At 35.0% G+C, this 24,186-nt stretch carries 33 protein-coding genes and 1 riboswitch; of the genes, 20 read left to right on the top strand and 13 right to left on the bottom strand.

Going from position 1 to position 24,186, the window contains the following annotated elements:
* Positions 1–168 precede the first annotated feature (168 nt).
* The 3 genes from DJ93_RS09735 to hpt all read right to left on the bottom strand — a co-directional run bounded on the left by DJ93_RS09735 (position 169) and on the right by hpt (position 2,012).
* Positions 169–348, bottom strand: coding sequence for a cold-inducible protein YdjO-related protein (locus tag DJ93_RS09735; RefSeq protein ID WP_042980555.1), 180 nt, complete (start codon positions 346–348; stop codon positions 169–171).
* Between the two features lie 149 nt (positions 349–497).
* Positions 498–1,400, bottom strand: coding sequence for a diacylglycerol/lipid kinase family protein (locus DJ93_RS09730; protein ID WP_042980554.1), 903 nt, complete (start codon positions 1,398–1,400; stop codon positions 498–500).
* An 84-nt stretch (positions 1,401–1,484) separates the two neighbouring features.
* Entirely contained in the window at positions 1,485–2,012 is a 528-nt protein-coding gene (gene hpt, locus DJ93_RS09725; RefSeq protein WP_042980552.1) for a hypoxanthine phosphoribosyltransferase, read from the bottom strand.
* Positions 2,013–2,177: 165 nt separating this feature from the next.
* On the opposite strand from hpt, the gene DJ93_RS09720 reads away from it, so the two are divergent.
* The 6 genes from DJ93_RS09720 (at position 2,178) to DJ93_RS09695 (ending at position 6,865) form a co-directional block, all read left to right on the top strand.
* The gene (locus tag DJ93_RS09720) at positions 2,178–2,399 is read left to right on the top strand and encodes a hypothetical protein (protein WP_181969194.1); all 222 of its coding nucleotides are present in this window, start codon (positions 2,178–2,180) and stop codon (positions 2,397–2,399) included.
* 184 nt (positions 2,400–2,583) lie between these two features.
* Entirely contained in the window at positions 2,584–2,916 is a 333-nt protein-coding gene (locus tag DJ93_RS09715; protein ID WP_042980549.1) for a hypothetical protein, read from the top strand.
* 225 nt (positions 2,917–3,141) lie between these two features.
* A complete protein-coding gene (locus DJ93_RS09710) occupies positions 3,142–3,555 on the top strand; it encodes an LPXTG cell wall anchor domain-containing protein (RefSeq protein WP_042980548.1) in 414 nt (137 codons plus the stop codon).
* Positions 3,556–3,650: 95 nt separating this feature from the next.
* Complete coding sequence (locus DJ93_RS09705; RefSeq protein WP_042980546.1) at positions 3,651–4,271, top strand: class D sortase; 621 nt, start codon at positions 3,651–3,653, stop codon at positions 4,269–4,271.
* Between the two features lie 54 nt (positions 4,272–4,325).
* Positions 4,326–5,015, top strand: a complete 690-nt coding sequence (locus tag DJ93_RS09700) for a response regulator transcription factor (RefSeq protein WP_042980545.1) — start codon at positions 4,326–4,328, stop codon at positions 5,013–5,015.
* Complete coding sequence (locus DJ93_RS09695; RefSeq protein WP_042980543.1) at positions 5,012–6,865, top strand: sensor histidine kinase; 1,854 nt, start codon at positions 5,012–5,014, stop codon at positions 6,863–6,865. Before DJ93_RS09700 ends, DJ93_RS09695 begins: the two co-directional genes overlap by 4 nt.
* Before the next feature lie 222 nt (positions 6,866–7,087).
* Here DJ93_RS09695 and thiT read toward each other — a convergent pair whose 3' ends face one another.
* Positions 7,088–7,756: an energy-coupled thiamine transporter ThiT gene (gene thiT, locus DJ93_RS09690; protein ID WP_042980542.1), complete on the bottom strand. Its 669-nt coding sequence runs from the start codon at positions 7,754–7,756 to the stop codon at positions 7,088–7,090.
* An 85-nt stretch (positions 7,757–7,841) separates the two neighbouring features.
* Positions 7,842–7,943: riboswitch (TPP riboswitch) on the bottom strand.
* A 195-nt stretch (positions 7,944–8,138) separates the two neighbouring features.
* Between thiT and DJ93_RS09685 the strand changes: the two genes are divergently transcribed.
* From DJ93_RS09685 to DJ93_RS09675, 3 genes are read left to right on the top strand one after another with little or no spacing between them, the layout of a single operon-like run.
* Positions 8,139–8,366, top strand: a complete 228-nt coding sequence (locus tag DJ93_RS09685; RefSeq protein WP_042980541.1) for a FeoA family protein — start codon at positions 8,139–8,141, stop codon at positions 8,364–8,366.
* Positions 8,363–10,351, top strand: coding sequence for a ferrous iron transport protein B (gene feoB / locus DJ93_RS09680; protein WP_042980540.1), 1,989 nt, complete (start codon positions 8,363–8,365; stop codon positions 10,349–10,351). Before DJ93_RS09685 ends, feoB begins: the two co-directional genes overlap by 4 nt.
* A gap of 16 nt (positions 10,352–10,367) precedes the next feature.
* Positions 10,368–10,535, top strand: coding sequence for a FeoB-associated Cys-rich membrane protein (locus DJ93_RS09675; RefSeq protein WP_042980539.1), 168 nt, complete (start codon positions 10,368–10,370; stop codon positions 10,533–10,535).
* 34 nt (positions 10,536–10,569) lie between these two features.
* Here DJ93_RS09675 and DJ93_RS09670 read toward each other — a convergent pair whose 3' ends face one another.
* The gene (locus DJ93_RS09670; protein WP_042980537.1) at positions 10,570–11,148 is read right to left on the bottom strand and encodes a lipoprotein BA_5634 family protein; all 579 of its coding nucleotides are present in this window, start codon (positions 11,146–11,148) and stop codon (positions 10,570–10,572) included.
* Between the two features lie 424 nt (positions 11,149–11,572).
* On the opposite strand from DJ93_RS09670, the gene DJ93_RS09665 reads away from it, so the two are divergent.
* From DJ93_RS09665 to DJ93_RS09650, 4 genes are all read left to right on the top strand, one after another.
* Complete coding sequence (locus DJ93_RS09665) at positions 11,573–12,238, top strand: PspA/IM30 family protein (RefSeq protein WP_042980536.1); 666 nt, start codon at positions 11,573–11,575, stop codon at positions 12,236–12,238.
* A gap of 79 nt (positions 12,239–12,317) precedes the next feature.
* A complete protein-coding gene (locus tag DJ93_RS09660; protein WP_042980534.1) occupies positions 12,318–12,722 on the top strand; it encodes a DUF350 domain-containing protein in 405 nt (134 codons plus the stop codon).
* Positions 12,723–12,743: 21 nt separating this feature from the next.
* Positions 12,744–13,250 (top strand): DUF4178 domain-containing protein, encoded by a 507-nt coding sequence (locus DJ93_RS09655; protein WP_042980532.1) that lies wholly within the window; start codon positions 12,744–12,746, stop codon positions 13,248–13,250.
* 12 nt (positions 13,251–13,262) lie between these two features.
* Positions 13,263–14,081: a DUF4247 domain-containing protein gene (locus DJ93_RS09650; protein ID WP_042980530.1), complete on the top strand. Its 819-nt coding sequence runs from the start codon at positions 13,263–13,265 to the stop codon at positions 14,079–14,081.
* 214 nt (positions 14,082–14,295) lie between these two features.
* On the opposite strand, the gene DJ93_RS09645 is transcribed toward DJ93_RS09650, so the two are convergent.
* Positions 14,296–15,330 carry a YdcF family protein gene (locus DJ93_RS09645; RefSeq protein WP_042980529.1) on the bottom strand — a complete coding sequence of 345 codons (1,035 nt, stop codon included), beginning with the start codon at positions 15,328–15,330 and terminating at the stop codon, positions 14,296–14,298.
* A 734-nt stretch (positions 15,331–16,064) separates the two neighbouring features.
* Here DJ93_RS09645 and DJ93_RS09640 point away from each other — a divergent pair.
* A complete protein-coding gene (locus DJ93_RS09640; RefSeq protein WP_042980527.1) occupies positions 16,065–16,298 on the top strand; it encodes a spore germination protein in 234 nt (77 codons plus the stop codon).
* A 172-nt stretch (positions 16,299–16,470) separates the two neighbouring features.
* On the opposite strand, the gene cydB is transcribed toward DJ93_RS09640, so the two are convergent.
* Positions 16,471–17,499 carry a cytochrome d ubiquinol oxidase subunit II gene (gene cydB / locus DJ93_RS09635; protein ID WP_042980526.1) on the bottom strand — a complete coding sequence of 343 codons (1,029 nt, stop codon included), beginning with the start codon at positions 17,497–17,499 and terminating at the stop codon, positions 16,471–16,473.
* On the bottom strand, positions 17,489–18,838 hold the full coding sequence (cydA, locus tag DJ93_RS09630) for a cytochrome ubiquinol oxidase subunit I (RefSeq protein ID WP_042980525.1): 1,350 nt from the start codon (positions 18,836–18,838) through the stop codon (positions 17,489–17,491). The genes cydB and cydA overlap by 11 nt, the downstream gene beginning before the upstream one ends.
* A 220-nt stretch (positions 18,839–19,058) precedes the next feature.
* Between cydA and DJ93_RS09625 the strand changes: the two genes are divergently transcribed.
* Positions 19,059–19,622 carry a beta-class carbonic anhydrase gene (locus DJ93_RS09625; protein WP_042980524.1) on the top strand — a complete coding sequence of 188 codons (564 nt, stop codon included), beginning with the start codon at positions 19,059–19,061 and terminating at the stop codon, positions 19,620–19,622.
* Here DJ93_RS09625 and yidD read toward each other — a convergent pair.
* Complete coding sequence (gene yidD, locus DJ93_RS09620; RefSeq protein ID WP_042980523.1) at positions 19,619–19,855, bottom strand: membrane protein insertion efficiency factor YidD; 237 nt, start codon at positions 19,853–19,855, stop codon at positions 19,619–19,621. The two genes, DJ93_RS09625 and yidD, sit on opposite strands and share 4 nt — an antisense overlap.
* Before the next feature lie 128 nt (positions 19,856–19,983).
* On the opposite strand from yidD, the gene luxS reads away from it, so the two are divergent.
* On the top strand, positions 19,984–20,457 hold the full coding sequence (gene luxS / locus DJ93_RS09615; RefSeq protein WP_042980522.1) for an S-ribosylhomocysteine lyase LuxS: 474 nt from the start codon (positions 19,984–19,986) through the stop codon (positions 20,455–20,457).
* Between the two features lie 116 nt (positions 20,458–20,573).
* Positions 20,574–20,834: a hypothetical protein gene (locus DJ93_RS09610; protein ID WP_042980520.1), complete on the top strand. Its 261-nt coding sequence runs from the start codon at positions 20,574–20,576 to the stop codon at positions 20,832–20,834.
* Positions 20,835–21,127: 293 nt separating this feature from the next.
* On the opposite strand, the gene DJ93_RS09605 is transcribed toward DJ93_RS09610, so the two are convergent.
* The 3 genes from DJ93_RS09605 to ytzI are packed head-to-tail and all read right to left on the bottom strand — an operon-like array spanning position 21,128 to position 21,753.
* The gene (locus DJ93_RS09605; protein WP_042980519.1) at positions 21,128–21,358 is read right to left on the bottom strand and encodes a YczI family protein; all 231 of its coding nucleotides are present in this window, start codon (positions 21,356–21,358) and stop codon (positions 21,128–21,130) included.
* A gap of 13 nt (positions 21,359–21,371) precedes the next feature.
* Positions 21,372–21,602 carry a YczI family protein gene (locus tag DJ93_RS09600; protein WP_042980517.1) on the bottom strand — a complete coding sequence of 77 codons (231 nt, stop codon included), beginning with the start codon at positions 21,600–21,602 and terminating at the stop codon, positions 21,372–21,374.
* 1 nt (position 21,603) lies between these two features.
* The gene (ytzI, locus tag DJ93_RS09595; protein WP_042980516.1) at positions 21,604–21,753 is read right to left on the bottom strand and encodes a YtzI protein; all 150 of its coding nucleotides are present in this window, start codon (positions 21,751–21,753) and stop codon (positions 21,604–21,606) included.
* 85 nt (positions 21,754–21,838) lie between these two features.
* Here ytzI and DJ93_RS09590 point away from each other — a divergent pair, with 85 nt between their 5' ends.
* The 3 genes from DJ93_RS09590 to DJ93_RS09580 all read left to right on the top strand — a co-directional run bounded on the left by DJ93_RS09590 (position 21,839) and on the right by DJ93_RS09580 (position 23,386).
* Positions 21,839–22,156, top strand: a complete 318-nt coding sequence (locus tag DJ93_RS09590) for an HAD family hydrolase (protein WP_042980513.1) — start codon at positions 21,839–21,841, stop codon at positions 22,154–22,156.
* A gap of 84 nt (positions 22,157–22,240) precedes the next feature.
* A complete protein-coding gene (gene mutTA / locus DJ93_RS09585; protein WP_042980512.1) occupies positions 22,241–22,720 on the top strand; it encodes an antimutator 8-oxo-(dGTP/GTP)ase in 480 nt (159 codons plus the stop codon).
* Between the two features lie 129 nt (positions 22,721–22,849).
* Positions 22,850–23,386 (top strand): DUF3267 domain-containing protein, encoded by a 537-nt coding sequence (locus DJ93_RS09580; protein WP_042980510.1) that lies wholly within the window; start codon positions 22,850–22,852, stop codon positions 23,384–23,386.
* Between the two features lie 81 nt (positions 23,387–23,467).
* On the opposite strand, the gene DJ93_RS09575 is transcribed toward DJ93_RS09580, so the two are convergent.
* Positions 23,468–24,139, bottom strand: a complete 672-nt coding sequence (locus DJ93_RS09575) for an HAD family hydrolase (RefSeq protein WP_042980509.1) — start codon at positions 24,137–24,139, stop codon at positions 23,468–23,470.
* Between the last annotated feature and the right edge of the window lie 47 nt (positions 24,140–24,186).

Below are 24,186 nucleotides of genomic sequence, written 5' to 3'. Positions count from 1 at the left end.
GGTGTTACTTGGTGAGCTTGAACGATTTGAAAAGCTTTGCGAGGATACGCAAAGCTTTTTTTATAATCTATTTTCTTTCGATTCACATATAGGAAATGTATCCTGTAGATAAGGAGAAAGATAATCCTTTATTTTGTTCTGTGTATAAAAGAGGAAGGCGAAGAGTAATTATAACTTCTGTAGTAATCGCTCGCCACTTTTCATATCACCTGTGCATAACGGGCATTTTGGCTTATCTTCTAATGAAAAGTTTTTACGCATCCATCCAAGGCAGTTTTCTGCTTGGCATTCCCATACAGCAATTGCTTCGGGTTCTTCTACAGGCTTATCATTTTTTCTCCAATACATGTGATCGCTCCTCTAAAGTGAAATGTTTTTCATGAAAAATAAAAAGGTTGTTAACGTTTTTTGTTAACAACCTTTTATGCTACTAATTATACTACTTTTTTTATAAAAATGCGAACTTTAGTAATTATTAAAGTATAGAGAAATAGCGATTATACAAGTTCAGGATTATAAATCATTGTGAAGTGTCCTGGTAATAATTCGAGTTGACAAGGTGTATGCAATGAACTTTCACCGTCCGTATCAACTTCCTTTTCTTCCTCCGTTTCAATATGAATGGATTTCGCTTTAATATGGAAAATATCGTTCACATTTGTGTCTTCAAATAATCTCTTTCCAATATAATCCTTAAATGCTTGGATACCAGTTGATTTTACAACGAAAACATCAAGCGACCCGTCATCACATTTTACATTCGGAATAAAGGAGGGAATACCACCAAGATATTCACCGTTTCCAACCATGACAAGAACAGCTTCATCTTCATACACCTGTCCATCATAAGTAATTTTTACAGGAAATGTTTCGGCGTTTTTCACCGTTCGAATTGTGCTTAAATAGTAGCCGATTTTACCAAGCTTTGCTTTTTCATCTGCATCGATATTGTTAGAGACTTCTGAAACGAGACCGATTCCCCAAAAGTTTAAGAAATGCTGTCCGTTTGCTTTTGCAACGTCTATTGGTTTTGAATGGCCTTTTGTAATGAGTTTGGCTGCTTCTGCAATGTTTTGCGGAACACCGAGCGTACGAGAGAAGTCATTGCAAGTTCCGCCCGGAATAATTGCAAGCGTTGGTCTAATTTCAAGGGGGGCTAAGCCGTTTGTGCATTCAAAGACAGTACCATCACCACCGAAGACGATAATTAAATCTACTTTACTAGCAAACTCTTGACAATACTTTGTTGCATCACCTTGTTGTTTTGTATGTAGGATGCGTAAGTCAGGAAAAGTAGCAGCGAGCGGTGGTACGATTTTCGCCAGGTTTGTATGTAAATCGCCTTGTCCTGCTTTCGGATTTACGATGAGAAGAACTTTTTCAAATTTTGTCTTTGTCATTTCTAATCTCTCCCTTTGTTTGTTACCAATCGTGATAGAAATAAAACTTCCATCAATTGCTGATGGAAGTTTTATTGAATTGTATTAGTCCGTTACAACTGAAGCGATAAATGGTAAGTTGCGATATTTTTCCGCGCAGTCGATGCCGTATCCAACGATAAATTCATCTGGAATTTGGAAGCCTACATATTCTGCCGTTAAGTCAACTTTACGGCATTCTGGTTTATCAAGTAAAGTACAGAATTTCAATGATTTTGGTCTATGCATGAAGAAGTGATCTTTTAAGAAATGAAGTGTTAAGCCGGAATCGATAATGTCTTCTACAACAATTACGTTTTTCCCCGTAATATTTACATCGATATCTTTTAGTAATTTCACTTTACCAGTTGTTTCTGTTTGGTTACCATAGCTAGATGCAGAGATGAAGTCGATTGTTACTTCGTTTTTAATGTGACGAATTAAATCGGCAGCGAATACGAAAGAGCCTTTCAATACAGCGATAACAACGATTTCTTCTCCTTCAAAATCATGCTCAATTTGAAGTGCTAGTTCTTTTACTTTTGCTTGTAATTCTTCTTGGGAAATTAAAGTGTCTTTTATTTCAATTTTCATTGTAATCCTCCTACATTGTAAAACTTGTGAACATTTCGACTGTAAAGGATAGAATGGAAAAAGTCAAAAAGATAAGAGAGAGGAAATAAGTTTTTACAAAAATATCCACAAAAAGAACTGATGATATGATATACTGATTACGTTTCGAGAACGCTTTCATAAAGGATGATAATGATGAAAAAGAAACAGTACACGAGTGTGACATTTATAAAAGCATTAGTATTAACAATTGTTCTTGGGATGTTGGCTTACGTAATTGATGCACCTGCTATTCGCATATCACTGATTGGTATGACTTTAGTGTTAGGTGCCATTTCGCACACAATGATGTTGCAAATGTATGAATCGAGACTAGATAATATGAAAGACTATATAGATAAGAAATGAGAAACCTTCACATATATAGATGAAGGTTTTTTCTTTTCTTACAAAAATGTAAGGTAATTTGTAAGACAAATCGATAGTTGCATAGTAGAGTTTTGGATAAACTATAAGTGTAAGGTAAAAGGCAAGCATATTTTAGGGAAATTAAGTTTTAGGCACTCTATATGTGAAAAAGGAGTAGGAGGGAATGGAGAAACGTTGGACGACCTTTTCTTTTTTAGCAACTAGTAATAGCATAATGCTAGCTGGTGAAATGAACCTTTCGCACTTATTTGATCGAGAAGAAGATCATTCTTCTTCCAAAATTACAATGAAATGGCGTAAATGGAGCGAAAGTTGTAATTTTGAAGAAGAGGCCCCGAATGAAGAGCAAAGAATCATTTTTACAAATCCTATAAAAGCATGGGTTTTTCAACATCGCAAGTGTAACGTCAAAAATCACTTTAAGAAAACTGAGCCGAGACGATTAGTTATCACTCCGGCCCCTTCTATTTCGAAATCACGAGAAAGTAACAAATAAATACTGAGACACACACTCAAAAAAAGCATTATAGAGAGAATCTATAATGCTTTTTTATTTTTTTAGGGAAAAGATATTTTACTTGTAGTAATAAGAGCCTGGATTGTTTTAAGGTTTTAATCTTTAACAGAAATCCACTCTATCTGCATCTCATATTTACATAAGAACTTTATTCTAGTAATACATCCGATGCGATGTGAAAAAGGATAAGAGGAGCGAAATAAAATGAAAAAGAAACTATTACCAATTTGTGCGATGGCACTTTTAACAGTAGGATATTCTTCAGTAGCAAGTGCGTCTACAGGAACATTGACAAAAGAAGAGGCGGCACAAATGCAACAAGATACAATGAAAAAAGAAGCTGCAATTCAAGAACAAAAAAAGGTTGAAAAAGAGAAAAAAGCAGTAACAGCACAGGTACAGGCTCAAGAAAAAAGTGATATTGCCAAAAAAGAAGAAGCGATCAAGGCACAACAAAAGAATGATGTAAAGAAAAAAGAAGTAGCGAAGCAAGTTGTACAAGGTGAAAAATTACCGAACACAGCATCGAATAGCGTAGCGATGATGGCATTAAGCGCATGTCTTGTAGCGATAGGCACACTATTTGGATTGAATCGTCGTAATAAAGTGAAGGCATAAAAATAAAGTATTTATTAGCCTATAAAGAATGGGATAATTTCATATATTAAAAATGGTAGGATATCCCTACCATTTTTTGCATGGAGGGATTAACGGTGACAGTTCTAAATCGTATCGGATTTACGTTAATGATAGTAGGCCTATTAATGGGAGCTTATTACTCTTTTGAATGGTACAAAGGGAAAAGTTCTGTACAAGATTTAACAAAGGAAGAGATTAAAAATTTTGAGCAGCAAACAAATAAGCAATATTCTAGTGAAGTACCAGTAAACGCCCAAGTGCCTTCTTCTCAAATACAACATACAGAGGGACAAAAAGTAGCTATGTTAAATATACCGAAAATAAAGAAGAAGTTTTCTATACATTGGGGAGCAAACGATGCAACATTGAAAAAAGGGGTTGGTATGTTTGTTAGTGATTTAACGACAACACCATCTGGAGGCGGACATACTGTACTAAGTGGGCATCGAGATACTGTATTTACAGATTTAGGAGAGCTAAAAGAAAAGGACAATCTCATTTTGGAGTATGATAATAAAACTTACACATACGAAATTCAAAAGACATGGATTACACATGCGGATGATCGTACTGTTATTGTTAAAAAAGAAGAGCCGACATTAACATTGACGACTTGCTATCCATTTGATTATATAGGGGATGCACCGGATCGATATATTATCGAGGCAAAGTTAATTACGAGCAATTTAAAATGAAATTATAAAGTGCTAAATGCTAACTACTTAAAATGAGAGGGGGAGACATAGATTATGTCAAAAAACATTTTAATTGTTGAAGATGAAGATATTTTACGTGAAATATTAAAGGATTACTTTTTGAGTGAACAATATAAAGTAATTGAAGCGAGAGACGGGAAAGAGGCTTTAGTTTTATTTGAAGAAGAAGAGGTTGATTTAGTTATTCTTGATATTATGTTGCCGGAACTTGATGGTTGGTCCGTTTGCCGAAGGATTCGTAAGACGTCCCAAGTTCCAATTATTATGCTGACGGCACGTGTAGATGAAGATGATACGTTACTTGGATTTGAGCTTGGGGCAGATGATTATGTTGCGAAACCATATAGTCCGCCTATTTTATTAGCGAGAGCGAAAAGGTTGTTAGAAAGTAGAAAAGCAACAAAGAAACCTTTAGAGAATGAAGATGATACGCTATCGCTTCACGGAATTCATGTCCAGTTTCCTTCACGTACTGTCATAGTGGAGGGAGTAGACATTAATTTAACGCATACAGAATTTGAGATTTTAGCATATTTCATGCAGAACCAAGGGATTGTTTTGACAAGAGAGCAATTGATTAGCAAGATTTGGGGCTACGAATTTGTGGGTGATGATCGAACGGTTAATAGCCATATTCGTAATTTACGAAATAAATTAGGAGAGAAAGCGAAGTACATTACAACTGTAGTGCGAACCGGTTATAAATTTGAGGGGAATGTATGAGAAAAGGGATTGTATTAAAATTATTTACTCTTACAACAGCATTATGCATGCTGATTTTAGCGACGATTTTTATTGGCCAAACGATATTTTTTAAACAATATTATGCGAACCGAAAAGTTGAAGGTATTAAAGCGAATTTAGATTCCTTTGAAAAGAGTTATTTAAATTATGCAGGAAGTGCAGAAGAAATTCAAAAACTGGAACAAGACTTTTTAAGAGAAAACAATACGTGGATTACGACATTAGATCAGAATGGGAATTTAAAACATGCGGATGATTTTTATTTTGAGGTAACGATAGACCGTAGGCAACAGAAGAGCTTTGGACAACAAATAATCATGATTCCCTTATACAATCTCATCAATATAGAAGAGATTGATAATAAAGCGTCAAACCAGTTTTTAGGACAAGAAATTTATTTTTCTGGAGTGAAAAAGGAAGATAGTTTTATCCCATTCTCTTTTACGTTAGTAAAGGGGAATTTAAGTGGATCTAATAAACCGTTAGAAAAAACATTTAAGGAGAAAATGATTAAAGCAGATGAGGAAAAAAAGAAAGCGGCCCAAGAGCCACTTGTTAAGGAAAAGAAGCCAGTCGTTCAGGAACAAGCTACTCAGGAATTAGATGCTTACATAGGAGGACGTGTTACGAAAGTACAGTTCCCTGATGTAAAAGGACCTGTGAATCCAATTTATAAAAATAATTTATTTTTGGATAATATAAAAGAATTTCAAACTGATTTATTGCTAAAAGATAGTAATAAAATACAATATTCAACACAAACAATTGATTATGAAAAAAATGATATAAAATATAAATTATTAATCAAACCAATAAAAGAAAAAGACGGAGCGGTAACATATATATATGCGATGGCTTCTTTACAGCCTGTAGATGAGGCTGTACAAATGGTACAAGATTATTACATTTACATTATTGCGTTTGTAGTCATTCTTATTTTTCTAGCTTCGTTCTATTACTCAAAACAAATTGCAAAACCGTTATTAAAAATAAATGATACAACGAAGAAAATAGCACATTTAGACTTTACAGAAGAAATTCCGATTACTTCAAAAGATGAAATTGGTGATTTATCAAAAAATATTAATACACTATCTAATAAACTACATTCACATATTGGACAGCTTGAACAAGATATCGAAAAAGAAAGAAAGTTAGAGAACACACGGAAAGAGTTTATTGCAGGTGTTTCGCATGAATTAAAAACGCCGTTAAGTATTATGAAAAGCTGTATTTCCATTCTAAAAGATGGGGTAGCTGAACATAAGAAAGACTACTATTTTCAGGCGATGGAAAAAGAAGTAGACAAGATGGATATACTAATTTTGGATATGCTGGAATTAGCTAAATTTGAGTCTGGCACATATAACATGAAGATGGATTCTTTCTATATCGATGGAGTGATTGAAGAAATATGTGAACAGCTTTTATCGGAGATAGAGAAAAAAGAACTGAGTGTGCACAAACATATATGTCCAGCTGAAGTGGTTGGGAATCAAAATAGAATTGAACAAGTAATTGTGAACTTCATTACGAATGCAATACGTTATACACCAGAAAAAGAAGATATTATTATTTCCACAATAGACGAGACGAATCATATAAAAGTGTGTATTGAAAATAAAGGTACTCACATTGAAGAAGAGCAATTAGATAAGATTTGGGATCGTTTTTATCGCGTGGATGCGGCACGGCAACGTTCACAAGGTGGAACAGGACTTGGCCTTGCAATTTCAAAAAACATTTTAGAACTTCACAAAGCTGAATATGGGGTAAAGAATACAGAAGATGGTGTGTTATTTTACTTTTATTTATCGAAAAAGGCGTAGACAATACATGCTACGCTTTTTTAATTTATTTTCATATTATCTTTACCTAATCTTTATTTTTAGACGGTATAATCTGTTTAGAAAATGAGGGTATGTAAGGAGTAGATTAGCCATGAATAGCAATTTACTAGGTGTGATGGTATTTATTTTCTTTTGTGCATTTATTGTATTTATTATTGATATTACTCATTGAGAGTTTCGATATAAAAATAAGAGCGCCATTTAGGCACTCTTATTTTTTGTATTCATTTGATAAGCACCAAGGCTCTTGAATAAGCGTGGTGAAGTTGTAAATAAAAGGAGTAACAATGCAGTACAGAGTATGAACGAACCAATCATTGTACTGCCGTTTACGATTAATGAATATAAGACAGCTGATTGCCCTTTCGGTGCATATTGTCCCCAGAAGATAATACCAGCGATAAAGTGACAGAAATAACGTGCAAAGCTACCAATAAATGTAGCAAGGATAATATAAACAAATACCTTTTTTCCTTGCTGATTTTTGGCCTCAGGTTTATCTTTGCGACTGCCAAGAATAGAATGATTTTCATTGCTATTGTTTGATGTGATAAGAGCTTTTTGAATTGGACGATAGAATAAACCGGCAAATCCGATAAAAGCAAAGGCAATGAAGTACTCAATGAATGCTTGCACTGGTGTTAAAATGTAAGCATCACCTACGACAATTTGTAAAAGTCCCCAAATTAAGCCTCCTAAGAAAGCCGTTTTGAATCCCCAGCGGTATGCGATAATAAAAATAGGAATCATAGCAAATGAAATGGAACCGCCTGTTGGAAGTTTAATTGATAATGGTAAAATGTCGATAATCAAGGCGAAGGCTGCAAGAATTGCAGATTCGATCATCGCTTGTAAATTGGTGTTACGCATGTTGTCTCCCCCTAAATCCAAGTTGCACAAAAAAGAACATTATCATAGGAGGATACGAAATACGTAAATAAAAAAGAGGTATGTATTTCGGACGTTTGCACAATCCCTGCGCTAGTATTAACTAACAGGTTCGAAGGGTCGGAACGAAATGTTCCCTCTCAGCGGTAAGGCTCCCCCTGTGATAACGAGATTCTTTATTTGCTATTGTTTATTGTAAGCGAAATGGGTGAGAATGGCAAATGAACCTTGTATGACAATTATTGAAATATAATTGTATTGAAATGTTAATAAATATGAAGCAAAAAGATATAGTCCAAGTGAAATAGAGTATGATATAATTTTTTTGAAAATAATTATCATTCTCTTCTGAGGGGGGAAGGTTATGAGCTTAGTAGATATTAAAATTGGTGAGAAAGTGTTAGTAAAAAGTATTCAGTCTTTAGATCATTTACTAAAGAGAAGACTGGCTTCTTTCGGTCTTGCAGAAGGAAGCGAACTTCGCCTGAAACAAAAAGCGATTTTTAAAGGTCCTTGTACATTGGAGTGTCGTGGACAGCTAATTAGTATTCGTCATTGTGACGCGAAAATGATAAAGGTGGAATTAGCGTGAATAAGGTTGCTTTGCTAGGGAATCCAAACACAGGGAAAACATCATTATTTAATGCGCTCACTGGTTCTTATGAATATGTAGGAAACTGGAGCGGTGTAACAGTAGAAAAAAAGGTTGGTAAATTAAAAGATAAGCAAGGAACATTAATCGATTTACCAGGCGTATACGATTTAAATCCAGTTTCACGTGATGAAGGTGTCGTTACGAATTTTCTACTAACAGAAGAATTTCATCATATGTTAAATATTGTGGACTCTTCACAATTTGAGAGAAATATGCACTTAACATTACAATTACTCGAATTTGGTAAGCCAGTTTCAATCGGTTTAAATATGATCGATGTGGCAAAGCAAAGAGGAATTGTTATTAACGTAAAAAGATTATCAGAAATATTAGGAGTAACAGTCGTTCCAGTCGTTGCAAGAAGCGGAAAAGGCTGTGAAGAATTACTTGCTACTCTTCATGAAGAGGAACAAAAGGAGAAAAAGCCATTCGTTATTTCATATGGTGTACAAATGGATGAAGGAATTCAAGAAGTAATCACTCTTTTAAAGAAGGCGAATTATGAACATCCAAGATGGTTAGCTCTCCAATTTTTAAGCAATAACGAAGTAGTAGAAAAAGAAATGAAAGCATTGCCAATTTATAAGGAACTTATAGCCATTCGATCTCGTTTAGAAGGTAAACTTGATTGTACGTTGGAGGAGCACATTTACAAGACTCGTGAAGCGTATATTGAAAAGTTAAAAACAAATGTCATTCAGCATGAGAAAGAAGGGAAAATTCCTTTTTCGGAAAAAATCGATAAGTTAATTACACATAAAATTTTAGGACTTCCAATCTTTTTAGCAGTTATGTTTTTTATTTTTCAGGTTACGTTTACGTGGATTGGGACACCTTTATCTGATATGCTTGATGAATTTTTTGGAGGACAGCTTACGGATTGGGTTACAGCTGGGCTCGCAAGTGTTGGTGCTTCTGATTTTATTCAAGCGCTTGTTACAGAGGGGATTATCGCCGGTGTCGGTGCTGTATTAGTATTCGTTCCACAAATCTTTGCACTATTCTTTTTCATTTCATTATTAGAAGACTCAGGATATATGGCACGAATTGCAGTTGTTATGGATAGAATTATGGAGTTTTTCGGCTTAAACGGGAAGGCGTTTATTCCGATGATCATCGGTTTTGGATGTAACGTTCCAGGTATTATGGCAGCGAGAACGATTGAACAGGAGAAAGAACGTTTACTTACAATTTTAGTAACACCATTTATGTCTTGTTCAGCACGTTTACCTGTATATGCATTATTTGCGGGAGTATTCTTCCCTCATAGTCAGGCGACGGTTGTGTTCTCTTTATATATCGCAGGGATTGTTCTTGCGTTATTAGTAACAAAAATTATGTCTCTTACTGTTTTAAAAGCAGAAAAATCTATTTTTGTAATCGAACTACCACCTTACCGTGTGCCGCAAGCGAAAACGTTATGGCTGAGCACATGGGAAAAAGGTAAAGGCTTCGTTCGTAAAGCTGGTACATTCATCTTCGGTGGTTCTGTTGTCATTTGGTTATTAAACTATGCAGGACCATCAGGATTTGGTGTTGATATGGGAGACAGTTTCTTAGCGATAATCGGCGGATTTATCGCACCAATTTTAGCACCGCTCGGCTTTGGAACGTGGCAAGCCGCGGCATCACTTTTAACAGGATTTTTGGCGAAAGAAGTTGTCGTTTCTACGATGGCAATTATTTATGCAGTTAAAGAAGATGTGCTTGGAAATGTAATGGGAGCACATTATACGGCGTTATCAGCGTATGCATTTATGTTCTTTATTTTGTTATATGTTCCATGCTTAGCAACAGTGGCTGTTATTAGACGCGAAACAGGATCGATGAAATGGACAATTTTCTCAGTCGTTTATCCGCTTGTTGTTGCTTATGTATTAACGCTCATTATATACCAAGTTGGATCCTTACTCGGATTCTAGAAGGAGATGTATTACAATGATGGTCAATATTATAATTGGAGCTATCATTTTTGGTTATGCAGCATATACGTTGGTTAATTTTGTGAAGAGAAGTAAAAAAGGAAAATGCGCAGCATGTTCTGTAAGTAAGTCGTGTCAGTCGAAAACTTGTAGTCCAGATATGGAGCAAATTGCCCATAAGTAGAAAAAGCTTTGCGAATTTCGCAAAGCTTTTTTGTTTACTTTTTAATTTTTACAAGTTGTGATGCATCTACTCCATTTGCTCCAGGTAACTCTTTGCTAGGATCTTTATCAAATTTCAGTACACCTACAGATTTTTCTTCACCTTTTACATTTCCATATGCCGCATCATCAACGATGGCGAACATATCTCCATAAGAACGACCGTCACCGATAATTGTATTACCTTCATACTTTAATTTAGCTCTATCAAGTGTAGCATTTTCAACTTTTTCTTTTGCAAATAACACACCCTGTTCTGCTGTTACAGCTGGTAACTTATCAATTGCTTTTGTTTCATCATTTTTTTCAACTTTCTTAAGCAATTCTTTCTTTACGAGTTCTTCACCAGTTTTTGTATTCATTACAAGTACTTTTTTACCTCCAAGTGTTGCAACTTTCATTTTATATACATCTTTTTCTTTTACATCTTTTTTGTTTTTATCTGCGATTTGCTGAACTTGATCTTCTGTTCCGTATAATACTAAGCCGTTCGCTTTTTCTCCTAATAAAGAACAACCTGACAATACTCCTAATGAAATTGCTGCTGCTAATCCGATTCCTACTAATTTTTTCATGATGATATCTCCTTTGTATTTGTTTTATAGAGAAGGTAATTTCTGTATTTTATCGTATCGTTTAAGAAGCGTATTTGTTTTAACCTTGCTTCTGTTAGTAGTGTATAGGAATCGCGCAGTTCTAACTATCGAGCTAGCTTACAGTAACATTACAATCATGTAATTAAGTGAAAATAGTCACAACTATGTTGCAAAACTGTCAATTTTCTGGAGAAAAGAAATAAGTATATAGTAGGATTACAATGTTGTATGAAGAATGTCATATTATCTTGGCTATATTTTGGAAATAACATGTAAGAATATCTTTGTTTTGTTATAATAAACACATAGGCTTTAAAAATGAATATTCTTACTGTAAAGGGAGATTTTTGAGTTTTCCAAGTAGTGAATTTGAAATATGAGGTAAGTTATAGGAGGAGTTTGAATGTCTGTATTTAAACGATTAAGAGATTTAACGATGTCCAATGTATATTCATTAATTGAAAAGGCAGAAGATCCAGTTAAAATGACGGATCAATATTTACGCGATATGCAAGCAGATGTACAAGAAGCTGAGAAAAGTGTAGCAGCTCAAATTGCGCTTGAGAAAAAATTTAAATTATTATTTGAAGAGCAAGAAGCACTTGTGAAAAAACGTGAAGAGCAAGCTCATATGGCTGTTCAAGCAAGTAATCTTGATCTTGCGCGTCGTGCTCTTGAGGAAAAACAAAATGCAGAGCAAAAGATGAATGAATATAAAGCGAGCTATGAGCAAAATAAAGCGGCTGCTGATAATCTTCGTGCGAAGCTAGACGAAATGCGCAAGCAATTAACAGAGCTGAAAAATAAACGTGAAACACTTGTAGCACGTGTAAATGCGGCGAAAGCACAAAAGAATATTAATCAGGCGATGTCTGGATTTGATGCAAATACAGCAAAAGCTGGTTTAAGCCGTATGGAAGAGAAGGCTCTTCAATTAGAGGCTGAAGCAGAAGCAAGCGGTGAAATTTACAAAAAAGAAAAATCATTAGATGACGAATTCGCAAGCTTAAATAAAAATTCTGCTGTTGACGATGAATTAGCTCGTATTATGAAGCAGTACGAGAAATAATATAGAATAGACAAAGAAACCGACATGTCTGAAGAGAATTCATGTCGGTTTTCTATTATTCTTTAGGGGAGGTTTTGCAATGACGTGGATGAATGTTTTAGCCATGCTTGTATGGACAGGAGCAAGTGCGGTTCTTTTATTTGCAATTATGTGGGTTGATTCGATTTTTACAAAATACAATGATTTAGCTGAAATTAAAAATGGGAATACAGCTGTAACAACTCGTTTCGTTATGAAGTTATTTGCACAAGGATATATTTTGTCTCAATCGATTACGAAGGCAAATGATTTATGGCAGGCACTTCTTGCATCAGCAGTTTCTTTCGTTATTTTATTAGTTGTAGAAATGTTTATTGAATTTGTTTTGAAGAAAATGGCTGGTCTAGATTTAGAAGAAGGAACGAAAGAGGGCAGTGTGGCACATGCGATGTTAGCTGGCTCTTTACATATTGTTGGTGCTCTTATTTTAGGCGCTTGTCTATAAAAAGAAAAGGAGGGATAGATTGTGAGTTTATTTAAACGAATTAAAAACATAATGAAAAGTCCGGAGCCGGCTAAGCCAGAAAAAAGTTTATTAACGTTAGCCCCTGGTGATATGATTGAAGTTTCTTTAATCATGTATGAATTAATTGGAAAAACAAGTATGCATTCTCGTAATGAAATTGTTTTAACATTACAGGACGGAAGAGATATTCGTTATTTGAAAATTGAAAATCGTGAGAGTACGTATTACAAACTATACACGCCAATCGATGGTCGTTTAGATTCTATTGATGAAATTCCAACGACGATTGAAATGGATGATATAGAGTACCATATGGAAGAGCAATATAATGGACGCGTTGTTGTAATGGGAAAAACGCCGTTTGCTGTTTCTGATGAACAGCACGTATGGGAATTCCAATCTGATAATAGAAAATTACTTCGTATTGAATGGCAAGATGGTCGTACGATGATGTATGAAGGGGAAGTAATTATTCCTGCTGATGTACAAATTATAAGAGCAACGTAAGGGGGCGTAATCATGTCAAACCGATTGTTTACCATGATTAAATCATTCGTGATCCCTATACTTGCTATCGTTACATTACTTGTCATTGCTGGTTATGCTTTAACGGGCTGTCAAGGTGGTCAAAAGGAAAAGTCAATTCAAGACCGTTATCCGTTAGAGTCCGTTGCAAAAGAAGGTAAACAAGAATCTTACGTGTATAGGGCCGCCAATCGGTCAGTTCCTGAAGTCGCAAAGGAACTCATTGCTGAAAGGGAACCGAAGCAATCATCTAAAGAAGATGATAATCAAATGTTCCTCGTTTATTCTGATAAAATTTATAACCTTCAGAAGGATAAAGAGAAGCCATCTGATACATTAATTGAAATAAGCAATAAAGAATTTGTTCGTCAAAATTATCAACCATCCTTTTTACAAGGATACCTTATGGGAAGTATATTAAACGATATATTTGGTTCAAGGAAATCCTCGTATGGTGATTACCGTGGATATAATGACAGGCAAAATCACAAACCGGTTATTCCTGAAAGACCACCGACAAAAGAAGAGAAGAAAACGCCGCCTCCAATTACGAAGGAAGGTAAAGGATCTATCATTAAACGAGGCGATAACGTAGATTCGAAATCATCAGTAGGTGATACAGGTAGTATTACGGAAAAAGGAAGTAACACGCCTCCACCTTCTACCGGAAGCAAAGGGAAAATTACGAAAACTCCGGGGGATTCGAGCGGATCTGATGTTAAACCGAAATCATCCATTAAAACGCCGCCAAAGAATACGTCTCCTCCTAAAACACGGGTTGGCGGTTCAGGGAAAATTACGAAGAGAAGATAATGGAAAGACCGAGAAGTGGAATATGCTTTTCGGTCTTTTTTTATGGGGATTTATTCCTTTGAACCGGTGTGATGAAAGTGTAAGGGGGGATTGAAATGACTATGTATAAAAGATTTAGTTTTATGTTATTCCTCGTAGAGAGAGAAAAGAAATTGTTATGGGTCCGGTGTAGATAACGAATAGAAAAGCCATCCAAAAGGATGGCTTGTTTTCATTAAGTAAATAAAAAGCTAATTACAGTTAAGAATACAGAGAATCCTAAAATAGTTCCAGCAACTTTCATATGTCGCTTACGTCCCATAACGACGATTGCTACATATTCACGAATCATTGCATTCGGCCAATAATAAAAAGCTGTTTTTGAACCGATACCTTGGCTATTAAGACCAGCTTGTTTTGCATATATGCCAGCGCGGAAAAGGTGGAAATTATTCGTTGTAAAGATGCTGTTATACTTACCGTTTGGTTTTAAAGAATCCATAATTTGTTTCGAAAATAACATGTTTTGATACGTATTTACAGAGCGATTTTCTTGGGTGGTATGCTCTATAGGAATTCCTTTTTCAACAGCGTACTTTTGCATAGCCTCAGCTTCAGGAAGGTTTTCATCGGGCCCTTGTCCACCAGAGAAAATAATTGTAGGTGGTGTAGTAACAGCTGCTTGCTTCCAGTAGAAATCGATTGCTTTATTAATTCGGCTTGCTAAAAGTGGTGGTACTTTATCATTAATTAAACCACTACCAAGTACGATAATAAAGTCTTGCTTACGCCTTGGTCTATTGAATTGATATAGGAAATAAGCTGTTAAGAAGTTTGATAAATGTACAAAGAAATATAAAATTATAAGGGATATTCCACCAAAAATAGGTTGAAAGTGCGGTGAAAATAAGCTCCCTGGATTTAGGATAGGTAATAATATGAATAATAAAATACCTATGGCTGCAATTAAAGTTAAGGAGTTTGTAAAGCGTCTGCCTTCTCTTTGCATTAAAATTTTTGCATTAAGAAATAACCCAAACATTAAAGCGACAATACCAAAAGGTATCATAAGGATAAGTGCTAACATAGGAAGAATAACAATGAAATGTAAATTGTTATTACCGGATGCGAACGAGAAAATAGCACAAAATAAAAGAAATGAACAGAAAAAGGCATTAAATAAAAAGCCGTTTATTATTTTCCGTGGATCTTTTAAATAAGAGAAAAGAAAAATAATAAACAATATAAGAGGAATAAGTCCAAAATACATAAATATAATACACCTCGATTTTTTTATAATGAAAAAATTTTTATTGCACCCCCTATATTACATGATTTCAAAGGGAGTAATAAAAAAATAAAGATTTAGAACTTTCTCAATAAATGGCATAGATAAATATGATAAACTATATTTAAAGCGATATATTAAAAGTAAAATGGTTTAGATGACACTCTGTAGAGTGTCTCTTTTTTTGTGTTGCTGATATTATGCAATTATGCATAATATGTTCATTTCGGGTGAAAAAGGATTACACTATGATTTGTGGATGCACTCTATAAAGCAGAATTTTATAAACGAAGGTTACCTCAACTCTTTCGTATCTAACAATCTTGTAACGGTCACTGATTCTGTTTTCTAGGGTGTGTTTACGTGAAGTGGGATTCCATATAAACAGAGGGAAAGGCATCTTTTTGAAAGGTGCCTTTTCGTTTCGTAGTATAGATAGTTTTTACTGTTAGCATAGTGTAAACTATCTATACTAAACATTAGCAATCTTCCGTATAAACATTATCAATTTACTATATATTCCAGCGGTGTTACATTAAATGTGAAAAGGCTTTCTTTTTCGAAATATTACCCCTAATAAATTTTGAAAAAGTCAACTGTCTCCATAGTAGCCATTCATGCTTTGCAAAAAAGGGATCCATTTGGATTCCTTTTTTGTTTCTTTTCTCGGAACATGCTATTTTTTTAGGCATTTTTCATAAAATGGAATTAAATGAATGAAAGTAGGTGATACAATGCCTTCTGTTATTGAGGGAGTTATAATTGAAAATTGTAACGGAACAATTAATTTAGGGGATAAATATAATGTACATCCAATCGAAAAAACGAAAGCATATAATGGATCAGGTTCATCAAATACTGGATTTACTATAAAAACGTTTAATGGTGTTAGCTCAGCGGATATATGCGATAAAGATGTGTATGATCAAGTGATTCAATCTACGTTATAATTTCTATATGTAAAATTGCATGAATTTTATGTGTAGGTTGTATGATACAATTGGATCGAAAGCTGTTAGTAATTTTTCTTTATCATAGATGTTAGATTGGAAAATTAACATCTTATCGAAAATCATACGTATAAGCAAAAAAAGACACTTCGTTTGAAGTGTCTTTTTCATTTTAGTGATACCCTTTAGCAGAGTCTTTATGAATTTTGTTTTTAAATATGCTGTAACTCCAAAGTTGATATCCGATAACAATCGGTACCATGACCATTGCAACGAAGAACATTATTTTTAAGTTTAATTCACTACCTGCTGCGTTGTATAGCGTTGTACTATAAGCATCGTTAATACGTGATGGCAACATTCTTGGGAACATACCTGCAAAGCCAGTCGTCATAAACATTGCGATTGTTAAACAAACAAACGTGAATGCGAAGCCGATTTTATGTTTGTACACCATAATAATTGCTAGGACGCTCATAAACATTGCAAGTATTGGCAGAATGAATAGTATCGGATGTTCTGTGAAGTTTTGGAATAAGTTTGTACGATTTGCAGTTGCTACATAGAAGATAGCTAAAATGATAGCGGCTGCCATTGAAAATGGTCTTGCGATCTTATAAGCACGATCAGATACTTCACCAGTCGTTTTAATCATGACCCAAAGAGCACCTGATACGACGAATATAGCAGTGAAGAAGAGACCACCTAAAATACCGTAATGGTTTAATAAGCTAAGTAATGTTCCTTCATAACCGTCTTTTCCGATTTGCAGTCCGTAATAAAGGTTAGCAAATGTAACACCGAATAAGAAGGCGATTAAGAAACTACCAATTGCAAATGCCCATTTACAAACGCTTTGCCAAACTGGTGAATCATCTTTATGCATAAATTCAAGTCCAGCAGCACGAGCGAATAGAGCAAGTAATACTAAAAATAACGGTGTATATAAGTAGCTAAACATATTCGCATATGTGATTGGGAAGGCAGCGAATGTTGCGCCCCCAGCTGTAATTAACCATACTTCGTTACCACCCCAGAACGGTCCAATCGCTTCTTGCATTTGATTTCGTTCTTGGCGATCTTTCGTAACGAAAGGAAAAATCATTCCGTTACCAAGTGCATATCCATCGAGAATAAAGTAAACTGTCCAAATTACGCCCCATAAACCGAACCAGATGATTGCAAGCATATCATGAGACATGAGCCGCACCTCCTTGAACAGTAGGTTCTTCTAATGCTGCTGGTCCTTTTTTCGCGAACTTCAGCATTAAGTATACATCTGCGATGAAGAGTAAAGTGTAGAACAATACTAAACTAATTAATGAGAACCAAATTTGTGGAACTGATATAGGTGATACGGATTCTGCTGTACGCATTAATTTATATACTGTCCATGGTTGACGACCTACTTCAGCAACAATCCAGCCAGCATTAATCGCAATGTATGGAAGTAAGACAGACCACATTGTAATTTTTAAATAACGTTTTGAGTTTTCTAGTTTTCCTTTTCTATTTAAATAGAAGCCGAACCAAGTTAATGCCATAAAGAACATACCAAGTGCCACCATTAAGCGGAAACTATAGTACACGAGATTAACGTTTGGACGATCTTCTTTCGGAATATCTTTTAAACCAACAATTTCTCCATCAAATGAATTTGTATAGAAGAAACTTCCAAGTTTCGGGATTGTAAGTAGTTCAAAGTTCTTTTCATTTTTTACATCAGGAATTTGAATGATTGAGAAACCTTGTCCTTTTCCAGTTTCCCAAACTGCTTCCATCGCAGCTCCTTTTGCTGGTTGATACTTAGCAGCTGATACACCGGATTGGTGCCCCATAAAAGGTGTAATAGTTGCCGCGAATAATCCTAACATTAAACCAAACTTAAATGATTTTTTGAAGAATTCCACATCATTTTTCCGTAATAAATGATATGCACTAATTGCCATAACGAAGAAAGCGCCGACGATATAACAACCAATTACAGTATGGAAGAACATATTCCAGGCATATGGATTTGTAACAAGTGCCCAGAAATTATTTAATTCAGCGCGGCCGTTACGCACTACATAGCCAACAGGATTTTGCATAAAGCCATTCGCTGTAATAATCCAAAGGGCGGAAATATTTGTTCCAAGTGCTACCATCCACATACAGAAAGCGCGGAACTTTGGCGAAATTTTGTCTTTACCGAATAACCATATTCCCATGAAAGTAGATTCTAGGAAGAAGGCAACAAGTGCTTCAATTGCGAGAGGTGATCCGAAAATATCACCCATATATTTTGAGTACTCGGACCAGTTTGTTCCAAATTGGAATTCCATCGTAATACCGGTTATAATCCCCATTACGAAGTTAATTGTAAATAGCTTACCCCAGAAATTTGCCATTTTGCGGTATGTTGGATTCAATGTGCGGGCGTATTGAGTCTCCATACATGCTACTAAAATAACAAGTCCGATTGTCAAAGGTACAAACAAAAAGTGATAAAAAATAGTAATTGCAAATTGAAAACGACTCAGTAACAGAACGTCGGACATAATAAAGATTCACTCCTTTTTACATTATCTACAGTTAGTTTATAGTGAGAATAGGAGCTAAGTATGTGAAACTTGTTACAAAGGTGTGTGTATATTTTGAAAGAATTATGTCGATTATCTGAAAAAATGTATATTCGCAATAAAGTAATATCCTTTTTGTGTTTTTCGTATTTTGGTACACTATATATGTAGTGTAAATGAGAGAAAAGAGGGTTTTACTATGAAGTCATTAAACGAGATTTTACAATACAATGAGAAGTTCGTTGAAGAGAAAAAATATGAAGAGTATGTAGCAGGGAAATTTCCAAATAAAAAAATGGTAATTATCTCTTGTATGGATACTCGTCTTGTAGAATTATTGCCGAAAGCAATGAATATGCGTAATGGTGATGTGAAAATTATTAAAGTAGCGGGCGCCGTTATTTCACATCCGTTCGGAAGTATTATGCGTAGTATTTTAGTTGCTGTATATGAACTTGGTGCTGACGAAGTATGTGTTGTTGGTCATCATGATTGTGGTATGGCAAAAATTCAAGCAAGCAGTACAATCGAAAAAATGAAAGAGCGTGGCGTAACAGAAGAAAAACTAGATACACTGCGTTATTCTGGAATCAATTTAGAACAATTTTTAAGAGGATTCTCTAGTGTGGAAGAAAGTGTAGAGCATAGTGTATCAGTACTTCGCAACCATCCGTTACTTCCGGAAGAAGTGCCTGTTCACGGACTTGTTATTCACCCTGACACAGGGAAATTAGATGTAGTTGTGAATGGCTACGAAGCTTAAGAATTTATTTTGTCATCCTTTTTATCCGGGACGGGATCAAATCCTCCTGGATGGAAAGGGTGACATTTTAATATACGCTTTAATGTGAGCCAAAATCCTTTGAGCGCACCATGCTTTTGAAATGCTTCTAATCCATAATGAGAACAAGTAGGATAAAAGCGACATGTTGGCGGCGTCATCGGAGAGATAAACTTTTGATAAAAGCGTATAATACCGATAAAAATCTGTTTCATAATGGTCCCCTTTTCAGCATAGTCTTAAAGTATTATAGCATGACTGTACATAATACTTTACTAATTCTAATTTCCGTTATATCATATTGGATATAACGGAATTAAATTGAAAGCGGGAGAGATGTTTTATGCCATCAGTAGAAAGCTTTGAATTAGATCATACGATTGTAAAGGCTCCTTATGTAAGACATTGTGGAGTTCACAAAGTAGGTAGCGACGGTATTGTAAATAAATTTGATATTCGTTTCTGCCAACCAAATAAACAAGCAATGAAACCAGATGTTATTCATACGTTAGAACATTTATTAGCATTTAATTTACGTAAATATATTGATCGTTATCCGCATTTTGATATTATCGATATTTCACCAATGGGTTGCCAAACAGGATATTATCTTGTTGTGAGCGGGACACCAACAGTTCGTGAAATCATTGATTTACTAGAACTAACTTTAAAAGATGCGGTTCAAATTACAGAAATTCCAGCTGCAAACGAAACACAATGTGGTCAAGCGAAACTTCACGATTTAGAAGGAGCAAAACGCTTGATGAACTTCTGGTTAAGCCAAGATAAAGATGAACTTGAAAAAGTATTTGGATAAAGTGAAAAAACTGCCTGTGAAAGGGCAGTTTTTCTTTTGATAAAGGAGGAAAATATATATTTTATATAAGAACAATTGGTGTGCTACATTAAATGTAAAGAAAAGGAGTGATGGAAATGAATTGGAGTGAGATAAGAGCCAGATATCCTGATACTCTTGTACTGGTAGAAGCTGTTTCAGGTTATTCAAAAGGGAATCAATGTATGATTCAGGAGATGTCGGTAATAGATAAATACAATAGTACGAAAAGCGCATGGGCTGCGTATAAGAATATACATCGCGATTCCCCACAAAGAGAATTTTATATTTTTCATACAAAGAAAGAAGAAATTGGAGTAGAAGAACAACGATTTAGCGGAGTTCGTGGACGAGCATGAAAATTCGAATGGCGTACGGACCTCCAATTGCACATTTCTCTTACGGTATAAAGAGCATCATCTTATATTAGATAATGTGCTAGTAGATACAGGCTGTGCAACTACTATTTTTGATACATATGTATTAGCCAAGGTAGGGATTAATGGAAAGCCAAAAAGAATGTACGGCATTAGTGGGTATAGCGAACCGTGTTATGAGCAAGAAATTACAATAAGTGCGGATATAATTCGAAATGTTTTTAGCATTGAATCATCCTCCTTTTACAGGATGGCCCTGCTTATATATAGGCTATTTAGCGGAAAATTTCCGAAAAACCAACAAATAAAGCAGCTACACCGGCTACAAAAGCAAGTGTACTACCTCCTCTTTTATGTTTCATCATTTCTTCAATACTTATTATGAAAGCCATAACCCCTAAAAAGATGAACATATAAGGTAGAATTTCTCTATTGCCAGTAATAAAACCATAGATTGCTATAGATAAAGCGATAAGTGAAAAAGTAATTCGTAATCCTTTTAACATAAAGGACCTCCCTCTATTTTATGTAGGTAATGACGAGAGCAATCCACACGAAAGCACCGACAAGGATACAAGTCAGCCCAGTTCCTGTATCTTTCTTTTTTATTTGTTCAATTGCGATGATGAACATTAAAGCCCCTAAGAGAAATTGTGAGAGTGGTAGGAATGCATCTTGGCTTGTAATTAAACCAATTACAGATATGATAATTATAATGAATGCAATTAAGAAGCGCAGTATATGAAGCATATTATGAATTTTCCTTGCTGTTTTTTGTATAAGGATTATCTTCTGGCTTATCGATGGAATGTTTATATGAATATCCTTTATTAATTGTCATGACAGAGAGTACTAATATGACAAGTACGATTATAATGCCGATTATTAATATTTTGAGCATGGGATCCCCCTCCTTTTCTTTATTTTACATAATTTTGTAATTGATGAAAACAATAGAAATTAAAAGGATGAAAGAAGGGTGTTACATGGAGAATAAAAAAACATATTATATATCAGTTGGAAATGGTCAAATTTCACAGGTGAAGACGGCAGATACGTACAATTTTGAAATTCATGCAAATGATGAGGAAATTACAGAGCTAAGAGAGTATTTCGATCAAGCATATGAAGAAGATCTCGGCTCATTTGTACGTTCGCATGTTCCATTTGTTGAGTACCATCATGACTCGAATAATGATCGGTATGATGAGCAATTACAGAAGGCATATAAGATGATTTATGATCTAGGAAATCATGAAACGAAAGAATTAGTCGCACAAATGGGAATAATCAATGGATTATAGTTGGATAACATTAGGCAGGAAAGCGAGAATATGCTACAATTTGTGGTAGGAAAAACTTGTAACCATCAATAGGGGAGTAATGGCATGTACAAATTTAAAGATTATTACCACAACACTGTACAATTATCGTTTGAACGTTATCCATTTTCTCCTGAGCCAAAGCATGTTTGGGTTGTATGCCGGTACGGGGATCAATGGTTATTAACGCATCATTTACGCCGCGGTCTTGAATTTCCAGGTGGTAAGGTAGAACTCGGGGAAACACCGGAAGAAGCGGCAGTTCGAGAAGTTCATGAAGAAACCGGCGGCATAGTTTCTGATTTAACTTACTTAGGGCAATACAAAGTATCTGGAAAAGACAAAATAATCATTAAAAACATTTATTTTGCAACAATTAGTGCAGTAGAAGCGCATACGCATTACGAAGAAACGAAAGGGTCTGTTTTACTAAAAGACATTCCTGATAACATTAAAACTGATAGGAAATTTAGCTTTATTATGCGCGACGATGTATTAGCGCGTACGATGAAACATATAGAAGAAATCGGCTGTTTTACGAAGTAAAGTGGCCGATTTTTTTTTATTAACAATAAATTACGGATTAATTTCCAAATAATATTGTAAATATATCTTTATTTTTTGGATATATTATACAATTTATGTAAAGATATCTTTACTTTTGGAGGGGAGAAGATGGAACAAAGAAAAGAAACGATTGTCTCTGTTTCGATGTTCAAACTAAATGTTTATTTAGTCATTATAATAATTGCGATGATGATTGGAATTAGCTCTTTGCATACATTTCTTTTTGAAGAATTTCAAATCGAAATTACTTTACCGATAATGTTTCTTTTTATTATTGTTATGATTACACTTGTTTGTATTCATGAAGCAATACATTTGATAGGGTTTCGTTATATTGGAGGAGTCCCGTGGAGTGAACTAGAGTGGGGCGTGAATTTGAAGTTAGGTGTCGCATACGCCCATTCGAAAAGGCCAATTACAGTAAAGCAAATGAAAAAGGTGTTGATGCTTCCGTTTGTACCAACAGGAATTTTGCCAATTGTAATTGGAGTAGCAATGAATGTTCCAGCGCTTTCATTTCTTGGTGTTTTCCTAACAGCAGGTTGTATTGGTGATCTCGTTTTATATCAAAAAGTATCAAAATTTCCAGACGATGCGATGGTTATGGATCATCCGAGGAAGCCTCAGTTTACGGTGTATGAATAAAGAAAAATAACGGAAGTTCATGTTCGTTTTTGGAGAACCGCTCTTTCGTTTACTACATTCGGAGCGGTTCTTTTAATAAAATTAAACATTCTTAGTCTCCAGTTTCAGAAAAGAAAGCACTTCTAACAAATCATCAATAGCACGTGAATGCTCGAATTCTCCCCAAAACAAATCTTTCTTCCAAACGCCAAGAATTCCTACGTGTTCAGAACCAAGCACATCATTTTCTGGATGATCTCCGACGTAAAGACATTCTTCTGCTTTAACACTTAACTGTTGCAAGGCACGTTCGAAAATTTCTGGGTGTGGTTTTTTGATTCCTTCAGCTTCTGAAACGAGAATTGTGTTTGTATACGTATGTATGTTTAGTGCTCGGAGGTTTTTCATTTGAAAGTCAGTAAAGCCATTTGTAATAATACCGATTTTAATGTTCTGTTGTTTTAATTGTTGCAGTAATTCATGCATGTTTGGGAAAGGAATGCAGTGATGTTGAAAGTTTGTAATGTAGTCATGTAGTAGTTGCTCCGATGTTAAAGTGGTAATGTTGTATTCGCAAAGGAGAGTAGTATATACCTTATCCTTCCACGTGTAGCCATTATTGTCGAGTTCAAGAAAACGAGAACAATACTCGGCTTGTTCAATGTTCATAAAATGAAGGGAAAAGCGATTATATTGATCATGAATAAATTGATCTAAAGATTGACGACGATCTAATAGTGTCCCATCTAAATCGAATAGTACAGCGTGAATCATAAAGCACCTCCTAAAAAATTAGGGATATTTCTATAAATAATTATCGC

It is taken from the genome of Bacillus clarus, assembly GCF_000746925.1.
GTDB lineage: Bacteria > Bacillota > Bacilli > Bacillales > Bacillaceae_G > Bacillus_A > Bacillus_A clarus.
The sequence above is the reverse complement of the archived record's forward strand: the minus strand, read 5'-3'. Positions and strand labels throughout refer to the sequence as shown.

Bases quoted from the DNA above. Each gene is read 5' to 3' on its own strand.
- DJ93_RS09735 (WP_042980555.1), bottom strand. From the start codon at position 348: ATGTATTGGAGAAAAAATGATAAGCCTGTAGAAGAACCCGAAGCAATT.
- DJ93_RS09730 (WP_042980554.1), bottom strand. From the start codon at position 1,400: ATGACAAAGACAAAATTTGAAAAAGTTCTTCTCATCGTAAATCCGAAA.
- hpt (WP_042980552.1), bottom strand. From the start codon at position 2,012: ATGAAAATTGAAATAAAAGACACTTTAATTTCCCAAGAAGAATTACAA.
- DJ93_RS09720 (WP_181969194.1), top strand. From the start codon at position 2,178: ATGATAATGATGAAAAAGAAACAGTACACGAGTGTGACATTTATAAAA.
- DJ93_RS09715 (WP_042980549.1), top strand. From the start codon at position 2,584: ATGGAGAAACGTTGGACGACCTTTTCTTTTTTAGCAACTAGTAATAGC.
- DJ93_RS09710 (WP_042980548.1), top strand. From the start codon at position 3,142: ATGAAAAAGAAACTATTACCAATTTGTGCGATGGCACTTTTAACAGTA.
- DJ93_RS09700 (WP_042980545.1), top strand. From the start codon at position 4,326: ATGTCAAAAAACATTTTAATTGTTGAAGATGAAGATATTTTACGTGAA.
- DJ93_RS09695 (WP_042980543.1), top strand. From the start codon at position 5,012: ATGAGAAAAGGGATTGTATTAAAATTATTTACTCTTACAACAGCATTA.
- thiT (WP_042980542.1), bottom strand. From the start codon at position 7,756: ATGCGTAACACCAATTTACAAGCGATGATCGAATCTGCAATTCTTGCA.
- DJ93_RS09685 (WP_042980541.1), top strand. From the start codon at position 8,139: ATGAGCTTAGTAGATATTAAAATTGGTGAGAAAGTGTTAGTAAAAAGT.
- DJ93_RS09675 (WP_042980539.1), top strand. From the start codon at position 10,368: ATGATGGTCAATATTATAATTGGAGCTATCATTTTTGGTTATGCAGCA.
- DJ93_RS09670 (WP_042980537.1), bottom strand. From the start codon at position 11,148: ATGAAAAAATTAGTAGGAATCGGATTAGCAGCAGCAATTTCATTAGGA.
- DJ93_RS09665 (WP_042980536.1), top strand. From the start codon at position 11,573: ATGTCTGTATTTAAACGATTAAGAGATTTAACGATGTCCAATGTATAT.
- DJ93_RS09660 (WP_042980534.1), top strand. From the start codon at position 12,318: ATGACGTGGATGAATGTTTTAGCCATGCTTGTATGGACAGGAGCAAGT.
- DJ93_RS09650 (WP_042980530.1), top strand. From the start codon at position 13,263: ATGTCAAACCGATTGTTTACCATGATTAAATCATTCGTGATCCCTATA.
- DJ93_RS09645 (WP_042980529.1), bottom strand. From the start codon at position 15,330: ATGTATTTTGGACTTATTCCTCTTATATTGTTTATTATTTTTCTTTTC.
- DJ93_RS09640 (WP_042980527.1), top strand. From the start codon at position 16,065: ATGAAAGTAGGTGATACAATGCCTTCTGTTATTGAGGGAGTTATAATT.
- cydB (WP_042980526.1), bottom strand. From the start codon at position 17,499: ATGTCTCATGATATGCTTGCAATCATCTGGTTCGGTTTATGGGGCGTA.
- cydA (WP_042980525.1), bottom strand. From the start codon at position 18,838: ATGTCCGACGTTCTGTTACTGAGTCGTTTTCAATTTGCAATTACTATT.
- DJ93_RS09625 (WP_042980524.1), top strand. From the start codon at position 19,059: ATGAAGTCATTAAACGAGATTTTACAATACAATGAGAAGTTCGTTGAA.
- yidD (WP_042980523.1), bottom strand. From the start codon at position 19,855: ATGAAACAGATTTTTATCGGTATTATACGCTTTTATCAAAAGTTTATC.
- luxS (WP_042980522.1), top strand. From the start codon at position 19,984: ATGCCATCAGTAGAAAGCTTTGAATTAGATCATACGATTGTAAAGGCT.
- DJ93_RS09610 (WP_042980520.1), top strand. From the start codon at position 20,574: ATGAATTGGAGTGAGATAAGAGCCAGATATCCTGATACTCTTGTACTG.
- DJ93_RS09605 (WP_042980519.1), bottom strand. From the start codon at position 21,358: ATGTTAAAAGGATTACGAATTACTTTTTCACTTATCGCTTTATCTATA.
- DJ93_RS09600 (WP_042980517.1), bottom strand. From the start codon at position 21,602: ATGCTTCATATACTGCGCTTCTTAATTGCATTCATTATAATTATCATA.
- ytzI (WP_042980516.1), bottom strand. From the start codon at position 21,753: ATGCTCAAAATATTAATAATCGGCATTATAATCGTACTTGTCATATTA.
- DJ93_RS09590 (WP_042980513.1), top strand. From the start codon at position 21,839: ATGGAGAATAAAAAAACATATTATATATCAGTTGGAAATGGTCAAATT.
- mutTA (WP_042980512.1), top strand. From the start codon at position 22,241: ATGTACAAATTTAAAGATTATTACCACAACACTGTACAATTATCGTTT.
- DJ93_RS09580 (WP_042980510.1), top strand. From the start codon at position 22,850: ATGGAACAAAGAAAAGAAACGATTGTCTCTGTTTCGATGTTCAAACTA.
- DJ93_RS09575 (WP_042980509.1), bottom strand. From the start codon at position 24,139: ATGATTCACGCTGTACTATTCGATTTAGATGGGACACTATTAGATCGT.